Genomic DNA, 19323 nt, shown 5'->3' with positions numbered 1-19323 from the left:
GGACCCACCCCGCCATTCCACGGAAAGCCCGCGGTTGCAGTTGAGGTTGCCGGCCAGCGGCCGGCACTACCGCGGGTGCAGGGCGCAGCCCTGCCGACCCCCATTCACCCAACATTAGCGGGCGCGGCCGGATCATCCGGCCGCCATGTCCTGTCGCCTCGTCCTGCTAGTGCTGTTGCTGCTGCCCGGCCTGTGGCCCGGGCCGGCCAGCGCGCGCACGGTCTACCGCTGCGTACAGGGCAACACCGTCAGCCTGGCCACCGCACCGGAACCGGGCTCGCGCTGCACGCCGAAGGAGATCGACGACAACGCCATCCAGACCCCGAACCTGTGGGGCAACATGGGCGTGTTCAGCGGTGTGCTGTACGAGCGCGAGCAGGACGGTGCGCTGGTCTACTCGACCCGCAACCTGCCCGGCTCGCGGGTGTTCCTGAAATTCACCGTGGCCACGCCGCCGGGCGAGCCGGCCCATGAGGGCCTGGGCAAGGTCGGCACGCCGCAGCTGGCGCAGCACGCCAGGCAGTTCAAGGCCGCCGCCAAGGCCACCGGCGTCGACGATGCGTGGCTGCGTGCGATTGCCCATGCCGAAAGCAACTTCGATGCGCTGGCGGTGTCGACCAAGGGTGCACAGGGCGTGATGCAGCTGATGCCGGATACCGCGCTGGAATACGGGGTAAGCGATCCGTTCTCGCCGCAGCAGTCGATTGATGGTGGCGCCCGCTACATGCGCGCGCTGCTGCGCCGCTACAACGGCGACCGGCCGCTGGCGGCGGCCGCCTACAACGCCGGCATCGGGGCGGTCACCCGCTACAAGGGCGTCCCGCCGTATGCCGAAACCCTGGCCTATGTGGACAAGGTGATGGCGCTGTACGCGCGCTACCGCGAGGCGATGGGCATCCGTACCGAGGTACCGGCGCGCTAGGCGCTGCTCAGCGCGAGGTGCCGCTGCCGACCAGCGCGTAGCGCTCGATGCGGCCGACGCGTGCGACCTCGGCCTGCACGTCGGCACGCTGCTTGAGCGCACGCCACGCGGCATCGATGCGTACATCGCCCGGCAGCGACGGATAGGTGCGCATGTCCTGCAGGCTGGCCAGGGTCTCGCCGCGGTCGACCGGCGAGCGCAGCTGTTCGATCAGCACCGCAGCCGCGCCGTCCAGGTCACCCTGCTCCAGCAGCATCTCGCGATGGAACAGGGGGGCATCGTTGCGCTGGGCGAGGATTACCTCGCGTGCAGCCTCCATTGCCCTGGCATCGCCCTGGCTGCGGGCAGCGGCGAACTGCACCAGCGCCTGTGCGGCCTTGCCATAGCCGGCCAGGCCCTGGATGTCCTGCACCGCCTGCGCCGCTTCCTGCGGGCGACCCAGCGAGATGAACAGGAAGCCGATGTTCAACTGGTGCTCGATGCTGTTGGGACCGAGTGCACCGATGCGCGTGGCCTGCTGCGCGGTCGCCAGTGCATCGTCGAGCCGGCCCAGCCGGCGCAGCGCCGTGAGCCGACTGTTGAGCAACCACCCCACCCATTCGGCGTCGGTGGCCGAAGGCGACTCACCTGCGGCGGCCGCACGGGCCATGCCGTCGGTCAGCGCCAGCACTTCCTCGTTGCGGTCCAGCATCAGCAGCGTGCTGCTGAATTCGGCCATGCGCGCGTCCAGTGCGCGATCGAGCAGGCCCGACACACGCAGTTCGTCCAGATGCTTCTGCGCGGCCTGCACCGGATCAAAGCGCGGGTCACTGCGATCGACAAAGCGGTCGAAGCGCTTGTCGCTGCGCAGCCGGATGATCTCGGCGGGGCCCTTGATACGGGCCAAGGTGGCCGGGACGTCATCGCTACGGCCATTCTCGGCCTGCAACGTGGCCAGTGCCAGCCACATGCCGGTCGGCTCCAGGCCGCTGTTCTTCCAGCCGTTGTCGAACAGTGCCTGCAGCAGTTCCATGCGCTGTCGTGGCTGGTCACGCAGGCGGTATTGCAGGAACCTGACCGTGTCGCCCTGCAGCGGCAGCGGCGCGTCGGCCGCCTTCAGCGCCCGCACCAGGTATCTCGTGGCCGGTGCGGGCTGGCTCTCGGACAGTTCGAGCGAGACCAGGGTCAGCAGGATCTGCGCGTCCTCCGGCAAGGCGTCCACGGCGCGCTGCAGGTAGCGGCGGGCCTGGACCGGCTTCTTCTGCACCATCGCGGTCCAGCCGGCCACCTGTGCGGCGCGGCCACGATGCTCTGCGTCGAAGTCATCCAGCAGCGGATCCTCCATCAGCTGTTCCATCGTGATCAGCGCACCCAGTGTGTTGCCACTGCGCGATTGCTGGATCGCGTCATCCCAACGCTTGGCGTAGGCCACATGCACGGCATCGCTGGTGACCGACGGCTTCTGTGGTGCAACGGTGATCGAGGCCGAAGCGGGCGTGCCCGCCAGAGCGGCCAGCAGCACGGCGGCGAGAGGGAGGGTGCGGGGCATGGAGGATCTCCATCCGTGGGGACAACATTGAAACCGTTGCCGCCAGCGAGAACAAGCGCGACGCATGGAACTCTGGCGCCCGCCGGTACGACTGGCCGTGGCGGATCGCCTGCGCAGCGTCTATTGTCGGTGCCTCTTCAGGCAACAGGCAGGCAGCGCAGCGCGATGGCACGGTGGCAATGGATGGCAGCAGGCGTGGCAGTGGCAACCGCAGTGGCATTGGCTGCAACCTGGTGGGAGACGCCGTTGCACACGCTGGCTGAACCGGCGGGCCCAGTACCCACGCCGTTGGCCTGGACCGCACAGATCGAGCCGTTGGCCGGCGATGGCCATCCGGGTGATCGTGACGGTGCCTCCGCACAGGCACGTTTTGCCGATCCCTATGCGTTGCTGCGCGGTGCCGATGGCAGCGTGTACTTCACCGATGCCGGCGACAACAACCGCATCCGCCGCCGCCTGCCCGACGGCCGTGTCGAAACCGTGGCCGGGCAGGGCGAAGGGCTCATCGATGGCCCGGCATTGCAGGCCAGCTTCAATACCCCTTCCGGCATTGCCGCCGATGCGCAGGGCAACCTGTATGTGGCCGACACCGGCAACCATGCGATCCGCCGCATCGGCATTGACGGCCAGGTGACCACGCTGGCCGGGGGCGTGCAGGGCCATGGCGATGGACCGGTCGCGCAGGCGCGCTTCGATGCACCGATGGGTATCGCGGTGGATGCGCAGGGCCAGGTCTACGTGGCCGATACGTTCAACGATCGCATCCGGGTGATCGGCACCGATGGCAGCGTGCGTACGCTGGCCGGCGGTGAGCGCCCGGGCTTGGCCGATGGCGCAGGCGATGCAGCGCGCTTCGATACGCCGGTGGCACTGGCCTTCGACGCACAGGGCGCGCTGCTGGTGGCCGACCTGTTCAACAATGCGGTGCGCCGTGTCGGCCCCGATGGCACGGTCAGCACGGTGGTGGCTGCCGGGGGCGTGATCAACGGCCCGCTGTCGTTGGCCACCACCCACGACGGCGTGCTGTACGTGGGGGATATGGATGGCCGGATCGTGCAGGTGACACCGCAGGGCCATCAGATCGCGCTGGTGGGCAACGGCCGCCTGCCGCGCCTGGCCCGCCCCAGCGGACTGGCGATGGATGCCGATGGCAGCGTGCTGGTGGCCGACGCCGCCAGCTACCGCCTGCACCGGCTGCGCCCTTTGCCGGTGGGTGACCTGCCGGCGCCGGCGCTGGTCGGCCCCGCCGCCGATGCCGCGCTGCCGGACACCGGCGGGCGCTGGCCGCTGGCACCGCAGGACGGTTGGCACGAAGTGGTCGGCACGCTGGGCGAGGTGCGCGGCAACTTCAAAGGCGAGAGCCGCCACCACCTGCACGGCGGTTTCGATGTGCGCGGCGATGTCGGGCAGACCGTGCTGGCGATCGCCGAGGGCAAGGTCAGCAGCCCAATGGCCGCCTGGAGCCTGGGCGAGCAGGCCGAAGGCCTGTCGGTGGATCGCCTCAAGTACATCCACATGCGGGTCGGCCGCACGCCGCGCGATGCGCCGTTCGACGCACGCTGGCAGGCGCTGTACGACGAGCAGGGCACGCTGCAGCGGATGCGCGTGCGTCGTGGCATGCGCATCCACGTGGGTGATCGCCTGGGCAGCATCAACAACCAGGCGCACGTGCACCTGGCAGTGGGTAACGGTGGTTTCGAGACCAATGCAGTGGCGCTGGGCTTCCGCAACTACGCCGACCACTTCGCCCCGCGCATCACCGACGTGGCGCTGCTGGATGACAACGACCAGCCGATGGCCGCAGGCGGCGATGGCGTAGTGATGGTGGCGCGCCAGGGCCGCGGCGTGCAGATCGTGGTCGAGGCCTGGGACCAGGTCGACAACAACCTGCCACGCCGCCGCCTGGGCATGTACCAGGTGGGCTACCAGATCCTCGATGCCGCTGGACAGCCGCTGCAGGGTTACGAGCAGCCGCGCTGGAACATCGTGTTCAACCGCATGCCGCCGCAGAAGGAAGCGGTGCGCGTGGCCTATGCACCGGACAGTGGCATCACCGTGCATGGCAGCGCGGTGACCCGGTTCCGTTACCTGGCCACCAATACCGTGCGTGACGGCCTGATGGAAACCGGCCGCTGGCAGCCGGCGGCGCTGCCGCCGGGCGAGTACATCGTGCGTGCCAGCGTGCGCGACTACAGCGGCAACGAAGGCATCGGCCCGCGCGAGATCAGGGTACGGCTGCTGCCATAGCGGCAGCCGGAGCGCCGCAGCGCTCGCGCTCTGCGTCCATGTCTTCCAGCGGCCGCACCTCGATGCTGCCGAAGCGTGCCCACGGGAAATCACGGGCGATGCGCATGGCTTCATCGCGGTCGCGCGCCACGATCAGGTTGAAGCCGGCCAGCAGTTCACGGGTTTCGGCAAACGGGCCATCCAGCACACGGCTGTGTCCATCGCGCACGCGCAGGGTCTGCGCGGTATCGACCGGCTGCAGCTTCTGCGCGGCCAGCAGAGTGCCTTCGGCCTGCAGCTTGTCGGCGTGGGCGAGGCAGTCGCGCATCAGCGCATTGAATTCTTCGGTGGGCAGCGCCTGCAGCAAGGCAGGCTCGATGTAGATCAGAAGCAGGTACTGCTGCATGGCACGGTCCTGGCGCGGGCGGGGTGCCCATGATGGCGCAGGATTGCGCGTGGGGATGTTGCAGCGCGGGAGGCGCGCCTTCGGCGGGGATCGGCGAACGGCGGAGCCCCTCCGTGGTGGGGTGGGTGGGTCGCTGAAAGCAGGGTTTCAGAGGGTGGGTCGGGCGGGTGGGATTGGCGGGGACGCCGTGAACCCGTCCCTGGGGGCTTAGCCGCGCCATCCATGGCGCGGATACCCCGCCAACCCCACCCGCCCGACCCCTGACAGATTCCGGTCGCCGAACCACCACGGGAAATCAACAACAAGAGCAAAAGCGGGTCGCTTCGCTCGCAACGCCGAGGCCGCCAGCCAACCGCCGTTGCTGTTGCTTTTGCTTTTGCCTTTTCTCTTGATCTTCCCGTGGTGGGTACCGGAGGCAGGAAACTGTCCGTGGCCGGGTGGGTAGGCGGGGCGGGGGTGTCCGCGCCATGGATGGCGCGGCCAAGCCCCCATGGAAGGGTTCACGGCGTCCCCCGACCCGCCTACCCACCCGGCCAAACCCATGAACCGGAGCTTTCAGCGACCAACCCAACCCCACCACGGAGGGGCTCCGCCGTTCGCCGACGCCCGCCGAAGGCGCGCTTTCCACGCGGAAAAAAAAATTTCCAGAAACGTGTCGATTCCCGGCGCACTGGTTCGTTGTACCCAGTGAAGGGCACGCACCACGCGTCCCCACGGGAGACCGCAATGAAAGTGATGGTGATCGTGAAGGCCAACGCCGACTCCGAAGCCGGCCGCATGCCCAGCGAACAGCAACTGTCCGAAATGGGCGCCTTCAACGAACAGCTCGTGGCCGCCGGCATCATGCTGGCTGGTGAAGGCCTGCATGCCACCCAGCGCGGCCGCCGCATTCACTTCGGTGGCGCGGCGCCCACGGTCGAGGCCGGTCCATTCGGTCCCGCCAGCGAACAGATCGCCGGGTTCTGGCTGTGGGACGTGCGCTCGCTGGACGAAGCCGTCGAGTGGGCCAGCCGTGCGCCGTTCGGTAGCGGCGGCACGCTGGAACTGCGCCCCCTGATCTCCGCCGAAGACTTCGGCGAAGCCTTCACCCCCGACTTACAGCAGCAGGAACAGCGTCTGCGTGCACAGCTGCAAGGCTGACCCGACTCATCCACGCCGGGCGCGGCCTGGCAACACCCTGTATCAATCAACGGAGCAATGCCATGAGACTGATTCCCTTCCTCGGCTTCAGCGGCCAGGCCCACGATGCGATGGCGTTCTATGCCAAGGCACTCGGTGGCCAGGTTACCTCTGAAATGAAGTACCGCGACATGCCGCCGTCCGATGGCTCGCCGGGTTGCAACGAGATGCCGCCGGAAACCCTGGACCACGTCGCGCACAGCCAGCTGGAGATCGGCAACGCGATCGTGATGGCGGCCGACGGCCCGGGCGGTGGCGAGGGCGGCTCGACCACCATCAATGTCGACGTCGACAGCATCGAAGAGGCCGAGCGCGTGTTCGCGGCTCTGGCCGAAGGTGGCCAGGTGCAGATGCCGATTGCCGAAACGTTCTGGGCGCATCGCTGGGGCATGTTGATCGACCGCTACGGCAAGCCGTGGATGGTCAACTGCATGAAGCAGCCCTGATCCCGGCCTTTCTTCCATCCACAAGGAGCTTCACCGATGAGTGCACCGCAACCGCAGATGATCTTCGTCAACCTGCCCGTGCAGGATCTGAACGCGTCCAAGGCCTTCTTCGCCGCGTTGGGCTACAGCTTCAACCCGACCTTCACCAATGACGATGCGGCCTGCATGGTGATCAGCGAGAGCATCTACGTGATGCTGCTGACCCAGACGTTCTTCAAGCAGTTCACCAACAAGGCGATTGCCGATGCGCACAGTCACACCGAGGTGATCACCTGCCTGTCGGCCGACAGCCGCAAGGCGGTGGACGCGATGGTGGACAAGGCACTCGCGGCCGGCGCCAGCGAACCGCAGCCGGCGCGCGACTACGGTTTCATGTACCAGCGCGGCTTCCAGGACCTGGATGGCCATCTCTGGGAAATCGCGCACATGGACGGCGAGCCGGGCTGAGCATCGCGCCGCGCTTGTGCGCGCCGGGCGTGCGTGCTGTGATCGACGCATGCCCGATTCCGCACTGACGCAGCGCTTTGAAACCCTCTGGCGGATGGAGTCGCCGGTATTGATCGCGCGCCTGGCGCGGTTGCTCGGGGGCGATGTGGGTCGCGCCGAGGAGCTGGCCCAGGACACCTGGCTGGCCGCGCTGGAGCGTTGGCCGGAGCAGGGCATCCCGGACAACCCCGGAGCCTGGCTGATGACCAGTGCGCGCAACCGTGCCATCGATGTGCTGCGCCAGCACCAGCGGGTGGCGCAGCAGCATGCGCAGTGGGGCGAGGAACTGCATCCGGCGGCGCTTCCGGCACCGGATGACAGCCAGGCGCTGGAAGATGACCTGGGTGACGATCTGCTGCGGCTGATGTTCGTGGCCTGCCATCCGGTGCTGCCCGCCGATGCGCGGGTGGCGCTGACCCTGCGCCTGCTCGGCGGCCTGACCACCACCGAGATCGCCCGTGGCTTCCTGCAGCCGGAACCGACCATCGCCCAGCGCATCGTGCGCGCCAAGCGCACCCTGGCGCAGAAGCAGGTGCCCTATGAAGTGCCGCGCGCGGAGGCGATGCCCGAGCGGCTGGCCTCGGTGCTGGAGGCGATCTATCTGGTGTTCAACGAAGGCTATGCGGCCAGCGCCGGCGATGACTGGATGCGACCGGCACTGTGCGAGGAAGCGCTGCGGCTGGCGCGCATCCTGGCGCACCGGTTGCCGGTGCCACCGGTGCTGGGCCTGCTGGCGTTGATGGAACTGCAGGCCTCGCGCGCGGCCGCGCGGACCGATGCGCAGGGTAGGCCCGTGCTGCTGGACCAGCAGAACCGCGCACGCTGGGACTGGCTGCAGATCGAGCGCGGCCAGCAGGCACTGGCACGCGCACTGGCGGCCAATGGCGGCCAGGACCCGTACGTGCTGCAGGCGCGCATCGCGGCCTGTCATGCCGCCGCACGCCGCGCTGAAGATACCGACTGGACGCGCATCGCCGCACTGTATGCACAGTTGCTGCAGGTCATGCCGTCGCCGGTCGTGGCCCTCAACCGGGTGGTGGCGGTGTCGCGCAGCGACGGCGCGTTTGCGGCCTGGGCGCTGCTGCAACCTTTGCTGGCCGATGCGCGGTTGCAGGGCTATGCGCCCTTGCAGGTGGTGCGTGGCGACCTGCTGCAGCAGCTGGGCCGGGCCGATGACGCGCGCGCGGCCTTCGCCGCCGCCGCCGCGCTGACCGGCAACGCCCGCGAGCGCGCGCTGCTGCTGTTGCGCGCCCAGCGATCGGGGTCAGCGCTCTCTTCCGACGGGAACGGGATCTGACCCCACGCATGGCGTGGAGTGTCGACCAAGGTCGACACCTACCAAAGGCGGGGCGCAGCGCTGCCGAATCCCATTACACTCCAGAAGGATTTCCCTGCTGGAGAGAGCAATGAAACGAGTGGTACTGGGCGTGCTGGCCCTGTCGGTGTCGAGCGCACTGATGGCGGCCACCCCGAAATTCGACGGCGCGCGGATCTCCGCCGACGTCAAGGAACTGGCCTCCGACGCCTACGAAGGGCGCTCGCCGGCCACCGCCGGCGAAGAGAAGACCATCGCCTACCTCAGCAAGCAGTTCGCCGATGCCGGCCTGCAGCCCGGCGGCGACCTCAAGGACGGCAAGCGCCTGTGGACCCAGGCCGTGCCGCTGCGCAAGGGCGACATCGTCGGCGCACCGCAGCTGGCCCTGCACCAGGGCGGCAAGACCCTGCCGCTGGAACAGGGCAAGCAGATCGCCGTGCGTGCGGCCATGAATGGCGCCAGCAACGTTGATATCAGCAAGGCGCCACTGGTGTTCCTTGGCTATGGCGTGAAGGCCCCGGAACGCAACTGGGACGACTTCAAGGGCGTCGACCTGAAGGGCAAGATCGCCGTCGTGCTGATCAACGACCCGGACTTCGAGACCGGGCAGGGTGATTTCGACGGCAAGGGCATGACCTACTATGGCCGTTGGACCTACAAGTACGAGGAAGGTGCCCGCCAGGGCGCGCTGGGCGTGCTGATCGTGCACGAGACCGCGCCGGCCTCGTACGGCTGGGCCACCGTGGCCGGCTCCAACACCAACACCATGTTCGACGTGGTGCGTGACAACCCGGCCGAGAGCCATCCGCTGCTGGAAGGCTGGATCCAGCGCGACCTGGCCGTGGAACTGTTCCGTTCGGCCGGGCAGGACTTCGACGCACTGAAGAAAAAGGCACAGCAGCGCGACTTCACCCCGGTGCCGCTGACCGGCGCCAGCCTGGATGCGAAGTATGCGGTGAAGACCGAAGTGATCACCTCGCACAACGTGGCCGCGCGCCTGGAAGGCAGCCGCCATCCGGACGAGACGATCATCTACAGCGCGCACTGGGACCACATCGGCGTGGGCGAGCCGGACGCACGCGGCGACCGCATCTTCAACGGTGCCCTGGACAATGCCAGTGGTACCGCCTCGCTGATCGAGCTGGCGCGCGGCTTCGCCAAGGCCAAGCGCCCGCAGCGTTCGGTGCTGTTCCTGGCGGTCACCGCCGAGGAGAAGGGCCTGCTGGGCTCGGAGTACTACGCCACCCATCCGCTGTACCCGCTGGAAAAGACCGTGGCGGTGATCAACATGGACGGCATGGCGCCGTTCGGCCCGTCGCGTGATTTCGGCATCTACGGTGCGGCGCGCTTCGAGCTGCTGGACCAGCTGAAGGATGTGGCCAAGGGCTGGGACATCCGCTACACCCCGGACCCGAAGCCGGAAGCAGGCCTGTTCTTCCGTTCCGATCACTTCCCGTTCGCCAAGCGCGGCGTGCCGGCACTGTCGTGGTCGGCCGGCCAGGACTGGGTGGACGGCGGCGTGGCCGCAGGCAAGAAGGCCTCGGAAGACTACACCGCCAAGCGCTACCACCAGCAGGGCGACGAATGGCAGCCGGACTGGGTGTTTGCCGGCGCCGCCCGCGACCTGGAAGTGCTGTACACACTGGGCGACCAGCTGGCCAACTCGCGCAGCTGGCCGAACTGGAGCAAGGACGAGTCGTTCCGCGCCGTGCGTGACGCCAGCGCCGACCAGCGCAAGTAAGGGAGGGCGCCGGGTTCGCCCGGCGCCTCCCGGGTCGTGCCGGCCGCTGGCCGGCATTGCCGTCCCCGGTAGCGCCGGGCCGTCCCCGGCGTTTCCGTAACGGCTTCCATCCCCGCTTTCAGGCCCTTCGTCGCAGCCCGCTTGTTTGCCCGGCGGGCCGCCCTATGCTCGGCTCACCCCCTTCCTCCAAGGCGCCGCCGTGTTCGCCAGCCTCTCCCTCATCCTTCGTCACCTGCTCGCCTGGGCCGCGGCACTGTTCGTGGCCGGCATGGTCTGGAGCGGCATTTTCAGCGGCATGAACGACGGCCCCGGCTGGGTATTCGGGTTGCTGGTGATGTTCCTGATGATCTCCGCGCTGGGCAGTGCGGTGACCCATGTGCGGCGGGTCTGGCTGGTGGCCGGTCGCCTCGATGGCGCCACCCTGTCGGGACGCCAGCGCCGGCAGATCGAACTGCCGATGGATGCCGGCCATGCGTTCGCGGTGGTCGAGGCGGCTGTTGGCGAACTGCCGCGGGTGGAAGAGGTGGAAAGTTCGGCAGGCAGCCTGCAGGTGCGCGCCTATGTGCGCCGCGTCGATCTGTGGAACGGCCGTCAGCCGTCGCGCTGGAACCTGCCGGCGCGGCTGGCGATCAAGCGCAACAGCGTGCTGGCCACGGTCACCCCGGGGCAGGGCACCAGCACCGTCACCCTGCTGTTCGAGCCCGATGCCGGTTGGTGGGCCGACCTGCTGGCACTGGATGAGGGCAGCAACTACGAGAATGCCGAAGCGGTCACCCGCGCGATCAGCCGGCGGGTTGCCGACCAGCGCCGCGACGAGCAGGCCGCCGCCGAGCAGACCCAGGTCGAGAAGGAACTGTCGGTGGCGCGCTTGAACCTGCTGCACGCACAGGTCGAACCGCATTTCCTCTACAACTCGCTGGCCAATGCCCAGGTGCTGACCCGCACCGACCCGGCGCGTGCCGAACAGATGCTCGGCCACCTGATCCAGTACCTGCGCAGTTCGCTGCCGCAGGTGGACGAATCGGTATCCACCCTGGGCGTGGAGCTGGAACGCACCCGCGCCTATCTGGAAATCCTGCGCATCCGCATGGGGGCACGCTTGTCGGTGGAAGTGCAGGTGCCCAATGAACTGCACGGCGTGCACCTGCCGGCGATGGCGCTGCAGACGCTGGTGGAGAACGCCATCAAGCACGGGCTGGAACCGAAGCCCGGCGGTGGCACGATCTGGATCCTGGCGCGCGGCTTCGACGACCATGTCACCGTGACCGTGGCCGACGACGGCCTTGGCTTCGGCCAGGGCACCAGCGGCACCGGCATCGGCCTGAAGAACCTGCGCGAGCGCCTGCGCCTGACCTGCGGTGAGCAGGCCGGCGTGGCGATCGTCGCCAATTTCCCCAGCGGCGTCGCCGCGACCATGACCCTGCCGCAGTCGGGCAAGGAGCGCAGCCATGCCGCTTGAAGCACTGATCGCCGAAGACGAGGAACTGCTGCGGCAATCCCTGGTGGAGCAGCTGGGCCGCCTGTGGCCGGAGCTGAAGCTGGTGGCCGAGTGCGAAGACGGCGCCACGGCACTGGAGCAGCTGGCCGAGAAGCAGCCGGACATCGCCTTCCTCGACATCCGCATGCCCGGTATCAGTGGCATCGAAGTGGCGCGTGCGTTGTCCGAACTCAGCCCGCGTACCCAGGTGGTGTTCGTGACCGCCTACGACCAGTACGCCATCGACGCCTTCGAGCAGGGCGCGATGGATTACCTGCTGAAGCCGGTCAGCGACGAGCGGCTGCTGGCGACCCGCGAGCGCATCCTTTCGCGGCTGCCATCGACGCGACAGGACGATGCCGTGCTGGAGCGCCTGCTGCAGCGATTGGGCCCATCGCAGGCAGGCGCGGAGCGTCCGCCACTGGCCTGGATCACCGCCAGCAACGGCCGCGAGACGCAGCTGATCATGCTCGAGGACGTGGCCTACTTCCGCGCCGACAACAAGTACACCACCGTGGTCACCGCCGCCGGCGAAAGCCTGCTGCGCACGCCGTTGCGCGAGTTGCTGGAAGTGCTCGATCCACAGCATTTCCGCCAGATCCACCGCTCCACCATCGTCAACATGAAAGCGGTGGCAGCGGTGAGCCGCGACGATACCGGGCGCGGCGTGCTGCGCTTGCGCCAGCGTGCGGAAACCCTGGTGGTCAGCCAACCGTTCATGAGCCTGTTCCGCGGCATGTAACCACACCCTGGAGGCACCATGCGCCTGTTCCTGCTTGCCTGCGTCGCTGCGCTGTCACTGGGCGGCTGCGAGAAATCCAGCACCACCTCGATCACCCGTACCCAGGCCAACGGCGTGGATACGCTGTACAGCAAGGGTACCGTGGTCGAGGGTCAAGCGCGGTTCCAGTGCATCGCCAGCCGCAGCGGCCAGTGCCACTATGTGGTGCTGGACCCGGCCTGCAGCACCGATGCGGCCTGCGCCAAGCCGCCGCTGCGCCGGTTCGCGGTGGCGGTGGGCAGGACCGAAGCGATGCGCGACCTGCCCAAGGGCTTCCGCCAGTGCGTCAGCCAGGACCCGATAGAACAATGCCACCGTGAGTGATCACGGTGGCATTGTGGGTCCCCCCGCTTTCCCGAAGGGTCAGTAGGCTGGCTGCAGCGTCAGGTCGTGGTGGTGCTCGTTCTCGCCGACATGGTTGAGGCGTCCGACCAGTTCGGAGTGCTGCTTCATGCGCCCGATCTCGGTCATGATGCGGATGTCCTCATGGCGCAGCTCGCGCCTGGCGGTGACTGCCTGCTTGTAGTCCAGCACTTCCGGATAGTGTTCGGCCAGGTCCAGCGCCTCGGCCACATGCTCGACGCTGTCGGCCTTGGAACTGATGCGGGCGCGGCTGTTGAAGGCCTTCATCCAGCGCTCGAAGCCGGCCGTGCGGTCGAACATGTTGGCCATGAACCAGATCACGAACAGGATCGAGATCCACGAGCCGAACACCACGACCACGCGGGTGAAGGTGATGTGGTAATCGTCGCGCCACAGGTAGTTGGTGATCAGGCCGAGGATCAGCAGCGAGGCCGCCTGCCAGCCGACGATCGAGGCGATCAGCCACTGGCACTTGGCCTGGGCCAGCACAGCCACTTCATCGCGGATCTGCTGCTCGCTGAGGCTGCGCCAGTGCGCAACCTGTTTTTCGAACGGGCTGCTGTAGAGCTCGTTGTCGCGAAGCAGTAGTCCCAAACCCTTGAACAAAGCAATCATGGCTGGCTCCTTGTGGAACGTGCGTCGATCAGCATTGGACGGTGTGGCGGGTTCAGTTCTAGCACTTCCAGCGAGCCGTGCAATGGGCGAAATGCCAAGCGCGGTAAGGGTTTTGTCTGAATGGGTGAATGTTGCTGCATCGCAGCATCGCAGTCACAGCCTGCGACAGGATGTCGCAGGGTGAAACGTGCTGCGGCCGCACATGAAACCGCGGCTGAGCACGCAGACCGGCCATCGGCGCGGTGATCGCCCGGAATCGGGCCCGACCGCGCAACCCGGCGGGCGGATGCCGACCCGCGCGCGCTGCCAACAGCGCGGGTATGCACCGTAGATCCACGCCCTGCGAGGAGAGGCGTTATCCGGCCGACCTCAACCCACGCAACAGCAACTCCAGCGCGGCCGTCGCCTGCGCAAGTCGCGCATCGCCATCCTCGCCTTCGGCAATCCAGAACGCCGCCTCGGCCAGGCTGCCGTAGATCAGCGACGCCAGCGCCTGCCCATCCACCGGCGTCACCACGCCCTGTGCGATCAACCGTTCGATCAGGCGCTGCATCGACTGCACGCAGTGCCGCTGCGATTCCGGCGAGGCGCCCCCCAGCACCGCGCGCGCATCGCGCAGCACGATGCGCTGGATCTCTGGTTCCAGCGCCATCTGCAGGTAGGCGCGACAGCGCTGCACGAAGCCATCCCAGGCGTCGTCGGCACTGTCGCTGATCGCCTGCAGGCGCAGGTCGGTCTCGGCATCGAGCTGGCCGACCACCGCCGCCAGCAGGCCTTTCTTGTCGCCGAAGTGGTGGTACAGCGCACCACGGGTGAGCCCGGCCTGCGCGGTCAGGTCATCCATCGAGGTGGCGGCATAGCCGTGCTCGCTGAACACACGGCGGGCGGTGGCCAGCAGGCTGGCGCGGGTTTCTTCCATCTCGGCGCGGGTGCGGCGGACCATCCAGAGCTCCTTACATACGCAGTGCATGATTATTTACATACGGTGCGTATGAATGTAGTCTTTTATTCATACGCCCTGTATGTATTGTCGTGGCGCCCCGCGCGCCAGGCAAGCCGCCGCTCTGGAGATCCTGATGGCCACCCCTTATCGCGACCTGTTCGCTGCGCCCGGCACGGCCGGGCTTGCCCTGGCCGGGTTGCTGGCCCGCCTGCCGCTGCCGATGACCGGCATCGGCATCATCACCCTGCTGTCGCAGCTGCGCGGCAGCTATGCGCTGGCCGGCGCGGTGTCGGCCACCTTCGTGCTGACCTACGCGTTGCTGTCGCCGCAGGTGTCGCGCTGGGTCGACCGGTACGGCCAGGCACGGGTGCTGCCGTGGGCCGCCGCGGCCAGTGCGACCGGCCTGCTGTTGCTGCTGGCCTGCACCGTGATGGCGGTGCCGGACGCCATGCTGTTCGGCGCGGCGATGCTGGCTGGCTGCATGCCCAGCGTGTCGGCGATGGTGCGCGCGCGCTGGACCGCGATCCATCGCGGCCGCCCGGCATTGCAGACCGCGTACTCGCTGGAGACAGTGTTCGACGAGGTCACCTTCATCGCCGGGCCACCGCTGTCGGTGGGGCTGTCGGTGGCGGTGTGGCCGCAGGCCGGGGTACTGGCGGCGGCCCTGCTGCTGCTGGTGGGCGTGGCTGCGCTGGTGCTGCAACGAGGCACCGAGCCGCCGCTGCAATCCCGCGAAGAAGCCGCGTTGCCTTCGCGCTCGCTGCTGCGGCAGGCGGAGATCCGCCTGCTGGCGTTGCTGATGCTGGCAATGGGCGTGATCGTCGGCACCGTCGACATCACCAGCGTGGCGTTCGCAGAGCAGCGTGGGCAGCCGCTGGCAGCGAGCGCGGTGCTCTCGGCCTATGCCCTGGGCAGCTGCGCCGCCGGCCTGCTGTTCGGTGCGCTGAAGCTGCAGGTGCCGATGCCGCGCCTGTTGCTGCTGGGTGCGGCGGCGACCGCGCTGACCACGCTGCCGCTGCCCTGGGCCGGCACGCTGCCGACGCTGGCGGCGGCGGTGCTGCTGGCCGGACTGTTCTTCGCGCCCACCATGATCGTGGCGATGTCGCTGGTCGAACAGCGCGTGCCCGCATCGCGGCTTACCGAAGGCATGACCTGGCTGCTGGCCGGCTTGAACATCGGCGTTGCGCTGGGCGCGGCGCTGTCCGGGTACAGCGTCGATGCCGGTGGCGCGCGCAGCGGCTTCGTGGTCGCGCTGGTGGCGGGCGGCGCGATGCTGCTGGTCGCGCTGCTTGCCTGGCGTGCGCTGCGCAGGCCTGTTCCCTCTCTCTGCGCTGAAGGAATCATCCCGTGAGTGCTGCTTCGCCCGTGCATGCCGCGCCCCGTGTCCGCCATCCGTGGTGGGCCGTCTCTGCGGTCGGACTGGCTACGTTCTCGGTAGTCACCACCGAGATGCTGCCGGTCGGCCTGTTGACCCCGATCGCCGAGGCGCTCGGCGCGTCCACCGGTACCGCCGGCCTGATGATCTCGCTGCCGGCCCTGCTGGCAGCGCTGTTCGCACCGCTGGTGGTGATCGCTGCCGGTGGCATCGATCGTCGCCGCATCCTGTGTGCGCTGCTCGGCCTGCTGACAGTGGCCAACATCGCCTCCGCGCTGGCGCCCAGCATCGGCTGGTTGCTGGCCGCGCGCGTGCTGGTGGGGTTCTGCATGGGCGGTATCTGGGCCATCGCCGGCGGCCTGGCTGCACGCCTGGTACCCACGCACCGCATCGGCCTGGCCACCTCGATCATCTTCGGCGGCGTGGCCGCGGCGTCGGTGCTGGGCGTGCCGCTCGGTGCACTGATCGGCGACGCGCTGGGCTGGCGTTGTGCGTTTGCGGCGATGGCGCTGTTCAGTGCGGCGGTGATGCTGCTGCAGCTGCGGGTGGTCCCCGCGCTGCCGGTTGCCACCTCGGTGCGGCCGAAGCAGTTCGTGCAGCAGCTCGGCCATCGCGGCCTGCGCCAGGGCCTCTGGATGACCGTGCTGCTGGTGGCCGGGCACTTCATCGCCTTCACCTACGTGCGTCCGTTGTTGACGGCCGTATCGGGTGTGGATGCGTCGTGGATCGGCGGGCTGCTGTTTGCCTATGGCCTGGCCGGCATCGTCGGCAACTTCGTTGCCGGGCCACTGGCCGCACGTCATCCGCGTGGCGCATTGCTGGCGATCGCAACCGGCCTGCTGCTGACGCCGCTGCTGCTGCTGTGGATGGGCGGCACGCCGGCCGGAGGCATCGCGGTGCTGCTGCTGTGGGGGCTGGCCTACGGCGGTGTGTCGGTCGGCCTGATGGGCTGGATGATGAAAGCAGTGCCGCAGGCGGTTGAAATTGCTACCGCGCTGTGCGTGGGTGTGTTCAACATCGGCATCGCGCTGGGGGCGTGGGGCGGTGGCTGGCTGCTCGATGGCGTGGGCTTGCATGCGAATCTGTGGGCTGCGGCCGGACTTGCCATGGTCGCCACGCTGGTGATTGCCACAACGCGTCGGTAGGTCCACGCCATGCGTGGATTCCCACCCCCGTGCCGACCAAGGTCGGCACCCACCAGAGCCGGGTATGTGCCGACCAGGGGGGCCGCTACCCGGAAAATGAAACGGGCGCCCTGCGGCGCCCGTTCCAGTTACATCACCACACCTTGACCCGCTTGTCCGGGGCCAGGTACAGCTTCTGGCCTTCCTTCACTTCGAACGCCGGGTACCAGGCGTCGATGTTGCGCACAGTCAGTGCGCGGAACTGGCCCGGTGCATGCACGTCGGTCAGCAGCGAATTGCGCAGCGCCTGTTCGCGGCTCTTGCTGCGCCACGCCTGGGCGAAGCCGAGGAAGAAGCGCTGGTCCGGGGTGAAGCCTTCCAGGGTCTGGCCCGGCTTGCCCTGCAGCGACAGCTGGTAAGCGTCGTAGGCGGTACCCAGGCCGGCCACGTCGGCGATGTTCTCGCCCAGGGTCAGCTTGCCGTTCACGTGCACGCCCGGGAACGGCTCGTAGCTGCTGAACTGCGCGGCCAGCGCGTCACCGGCGGCATTGAACTGCTTCAGGTCTTCGGCGGTCCACCAGTTGTGCAGCTTGCCGGTTTCATCGAACAGCGCGCCGGCGTTGTCGAAGCCATGGCTGATCTCGTGGCCGATCACCGCACCGATCGCACCGTAGTTCACGGCGTCGTCGGCGGCTCCGTCGAAGAACGGCGGCTGCAGGATGGCGGCCGGGAACACCAGGCGGTTTTCCAGCGGCACGTTCATCGCGTTGATGGTCTGCGGCAGCATCGCCCACTCGCTGTGGTCGACCGCCTTGCCCAGCTTGGCGATGTTGCGCTGGTACTCGAACAGCTCGGCGCGCTGTGCATTGCCCAGCGCGTCATCGCGGCGGATCTCCAGCCCGGTGTAGTCGCGCCACTTTTCCGGATAGCCCATGCCCACGGTCAGGCCGGCAACCTTGGCCTTGGCGTGTGCCTTGGTCTGCGGCGACATCCACGACAGTGCATCGATGCGCTTGGCGAAGGCGGCGATGATGTTCTTCGCCATCTCGTCCGCACGTTCCTTGGTTTTGGCGTCGAAGTGCTTTTCGACGTAACGCTTGCCGATGGCTTCGCCGACCGCATGGTTGGCGTCATCCACGGCACGCTTCCAGCGGTCGCTCTGCTGCGGCGTGCCGCTCAGCGCGGTGCCATGGAAGGCGAAACGGGCGTCGGCGAACTTCTTCGGCAGATAGGCGGCGGCGCGGTCAAGCGCGTGGAAGGCGAGGTAGTCCTTCCAGGCGTCCAGCGGTTCGGTGGCCACCAGCTTTGACAGGCCGGCGACGGCCTTGGGCTGCCACACGATGAAGTCCTGCTGGTTGCCGAGTGCAGCCGCATCGAGGAAGGCGTTCCAGTCCATGCCCGGGGCCTTGGCGTTGAAGTCGGCCTGGGTCCAGGGGTTGGCGCCCTTGGTCACGTCGTTGGTTTCTTCCTGGGTGGCATGCGCCTGCGCGATCTTGGTCTCCAGCGCGAGGATACGCTGCGCCTTGCCGGCCGGGTCGGCGGCGCCGGCCAGCTGCAGCATCTGCGCGATGTAGGCCTGGTACTGCTTGCGCAGCTCGGCCATGCGGCCGCCGCCCAGGTAGAAGTCACGGTCGGGCATGCCCAGGCCGCCCTGCACCAGATAGGGGGCGGTGCGGTCCGGCTGCAGCATGTCCACCGACACCCACAGGCCGAACAGGCGGTCGGTATAGAAGTTGGTGGCGTTGAGCAGGTCGACGTCGGCGCGCATGTCGCCGCCCAGCGCGCGCGCCAGCCCGGCCTTGTCGGCGATCGCATCGATGGCCTTCAGCTGCGGCTGCACCGGCGCGATGCCGTGCTGCTCGATGCCGGCCTCGTCCATGTAGGCGGCGTAGTAATCGCCGATCAGCTTGTCATCGCCGCTGGCCTGGGCGTTGCCGGCCGCGCCTTCGAGAATGGCGCGGGTGTCGGCCAGGGTCTTCTCGGCGATCACATTGAAGCTGCCGAAGCGCGAACGGTCGGCCGGAATCTCGGTGTTCTTCACCCAGGTGCCGTTGGCGAAGCCGAAGAAATCGTCGCCGGCGGCGATGCTGCGGTCCATGCCGCTGGCATCGAAGCCGAAGCTGCCCAGCATCGGCTTGGCCGCGGCAGGCGCGGCATCGGCCGGCGCAGCGGTGCCGGCGGCCGGATCGGCCGGGCGGTCGCAGGCGGCCAGGGACAGGCTGGCCATGATGGCCAGTGCCAGGGTGGGGCGGCGCAGCTTGGACATGGAGTTCTCTTGCAGCGGAAAACTCCAAGTCTAATCCGCCCGGGCCCGCCTGGCCGACCCGTTGTGCCGCTTGTCCTGTGCAGGATCTGGCTGAACGCGCCGAAGCGATCTTCACGCCGTCACCGGGGTG

General features: G+C 68.1%; 17 protein-coding genes. 12 read left to right on the top strand and 5 right to left on the bottom strand.

The genetic code is table 11. From position 1 onward, the window contains the following. Positions 1-145: 145 nt before the first annotated feature. Positions 146-922, top strand: a complete 777-nt coding sequence (locus SSKA14_RS22375; RefSeq protein ID WP_040009049.1) for a lytic transglycosylase domain-containing protein — start codon at positions 146-148, stop codon at positions 920-922. Between the two features lie 7 nt (positions 923-929). Here SSKA14_RS22375 and SSKA14_RS22370 read toward each other — a convergent pair whose 3' ends face one another. Then, a complete protein-coding gene (locus SSKA14_RS22370; RefSeq protein WP_040009046.1) occupies positions 930-2450 on the bottom strand; it encodes a tetratricopeptide repeat protein in 1521 nt (506 codons plus the stop codon). A gap of 165 nt (positions 2451-2615) precedes the next feature. On the opposite strand from SSKA14_RS22370, the gene SSKA14_RS22365 reads away from it, so the two are divergent. Beyond that, the gene (locus SSKA14_RS22365) at positions 2616-4697 is read left to right on the top strand and encodes a gluconolaconase (protein ID WP_040009043.1); all 2082 of its coding nucleotides are present in this window, start codon (positions 2616-2618) and stop codon (positions 4695-4697) included. On the opposite strand, the gene SSKA14_RS22360 is transcribed toward SSKA14_RS22365, so the two are convergent. Then, on the bottom strand, positions 4675-5082 hold the full coding sequence (locus SSKA14_RS22360; protein WP_004153945.1) for a YciI family protein: 408 nt from the start codon (positions 5080-5082) through the stop codon (positions 4675-4677). The two genes, SSKA14_RS22365 and SSKA14_RS22360, sit on opposite strands and share 23 nt — an antisense overlap. A gap of 726 nt (positions 5083-5808) precedes the next feature. Between SSKA14_RS22360 and SSKA14_RS22355 the strand changes: the two genes are divergently transcribed. From SSKA14_RS22355 to SSKA14_RS22320, 8 genes are all read left to right on the top strand, one after another. Next, positions 5809-6222, top strand: a complete 414-nt coding sequence (locus SSKA14_RS22355; RefSeq protein ID WP_008268195.1) for a YciI family protein — start codon at positions 5809-5811, stop codon at positions 6220-6222. Between the two features lie 62 nt (positions 6223-6284). Then, a complete protein-coding gene (locus tag SSKA14_RS22350; RefSeq protein ID WP_008266068.1) occupies positions 6285-6707 on the top strand; it encodes a VOC family protein in 423 nt (140 codons plus the stop codon). A gap of 36 nt (positions 6708-6743) precedes the next feature. Further along, complete coding sequence (locus tag SSKA14_RS22345) at positions 6744-7154, top strand: VOC family protein (RefSeq protein ID WP_008268070.1); 411 nt, start codon at positions 6744-6746, stop codon at positions 7152-7154. A gap of 49 nt (positions 7155-7203) precedes the next feature. After that, positions 7204-8490 carry a sigma-70 family RNA polymerase sigma factor gene (locus SSKA14_RS22340; protein ID WP_008266795.1) on the top strand — a complete coding sequence of 429 codons (1287 nt, stop codon included), beginning with the start codon at positions 7204-7206 and terminating at the stop codon, positions 8488-8490. A 109-nt stretch (positions 8491-8599) separates the two neighbouring features. Continuing rightward, positions 8600-10249 (top strand): M28 family metallopeptidase, encoded by a 1650-nt coding sequence (locus SSKA14_RS22335; protein ID WP_008266534.1) that lies wholly within the window; start codon positions 8600-8602, stop codon positions 10247-10249. Between the two features lie 199 nt (positions 10250-10448). Further along, positions 10449-11708 carry a histidine kinase gene (locus SSKA14_RS22330; RefSeq protein ID WP_008264839.1) on the top strand — a complete coding sequence of 420 codons (1260 nt, stop codon included), beginning with the start codon at positions 10449-10451 and terminating at the stop codon, positions 11706-11708. Then, positions 11698-12468: a LytTR family DNA-binding domain-containing protein gene (locus SSKA14_RS22325; RefSeq protein WP_008265994.1), complete on the top strand. Its 771-nt coding sequence runs from the start codon at positions 11698-11700 to the stop codon at positions 12466-12468. Before SSKA14_RS22330 ends, SSKA14_RS22325 begins: the two co-directional genes overlap by 11 nt. 18 nt (positions 12469-12486) lie before the next feature. Beyond that, positions 12487-12831: a hypothetical protein gene (locus SSKA14_RS22320; protein WP_008265503.1), complete on the top strand. Its 345-nt coding sequence runs from the start codon at positions 12487-12489 to the stop codon at positions 12829-12831. A gap of 39 nt (positions 12832-12870) precedes the next feature. Here the strand turns inward: SSKA14_RS22320 and SSKA14_RS22315 are convergent, their stop codons facing one another. Both SSKA14_RS22315 and SSKA14_RS22310 read right to left on the bottom strand, forming a co-directional pair. Next, complete coding sequence (locus SSKA14_RS22315; RefSeq protein WP_004153965.1) at positions 12871-13485, bottom strand: hypothetical protein; 615 nt, start codon at positions 13483-13485, stop codon at positions 12871-12873. A gap of 355 nt (positions 13486-13840) precedes the next feature. After that, on the bottom strand, positions 13841-14428 hold the full coding sequence (locus SSKA14_RS22310) for a TetR family transcriptional regulator (protein ID WP_008265681.1): 588 nt from the start codon (positions 14426-14428) through the stop codon (positions 13841-13843). A 133-nt stretch (positions 14429-14561) separates the two neighbouring features. On the opposite strand from SSKA14_RS22310, the gene SSKA14_RS22305 reads away from it, so the two are divergent. Further along, the gene (locus tag SSKA14_RS22305) at positions 14562-15779 is read left to right on the top strand and encodes an MFS transporter (protein ID WP_008265135.1); all 1218 of its coding nucleotides are present in this window, start codon (positions 14562-14564) and stop codon (positions 15777-15779) included. After that, positions 15776-16948, top strand: coding sequence for an MFS transporter (locus SSKA14_RS22300; RefSeq protein ID WP_008268072.1), 1173 nt, complete (start codon positions 15776-15778; stop codon positions 16946-16948). Before SSKA14_RS22305 ends, SSKA14_RS22300 begins: the two co-directional genes overlap by 4 nt. A gap of 133 nt (positions 16949-17081) precedes the next feature. On the opposite strand, the gene SSKA14_RS22295 is transcribed toward SSKA14_RS22300, so the two are convergent. Next, the gene (locus SSKA14_RS22295) at positions 17082-19193 is read right to left on the bottom strand and encodes a M13 family metallopeptidase (protein ID WP_008265406.1); all 2112 of its coding nucleotides are present in this window, start codon (positions 19191-19193) and stop codon (positions 17082-17084) included. Positions 19194-19323: the final 130 nt, after the last annotated feature.

The organism is Stenotrophomonas sp. SKA14, from assembly GCF_000158575.1.
GTDB classification, from domain to species: domain Bacteria; phylum Pseudomonadota; class Gammaproteobacteria; order Xanthomonadales; family Xanthomonadaceae; genus Stenotrophomonas; species Stenotrophomonas forensis.
Note: the sequence above shows the minus strand (reverse complement) of the source record. Positions and strands in the feature narration are given on the sequence as shown.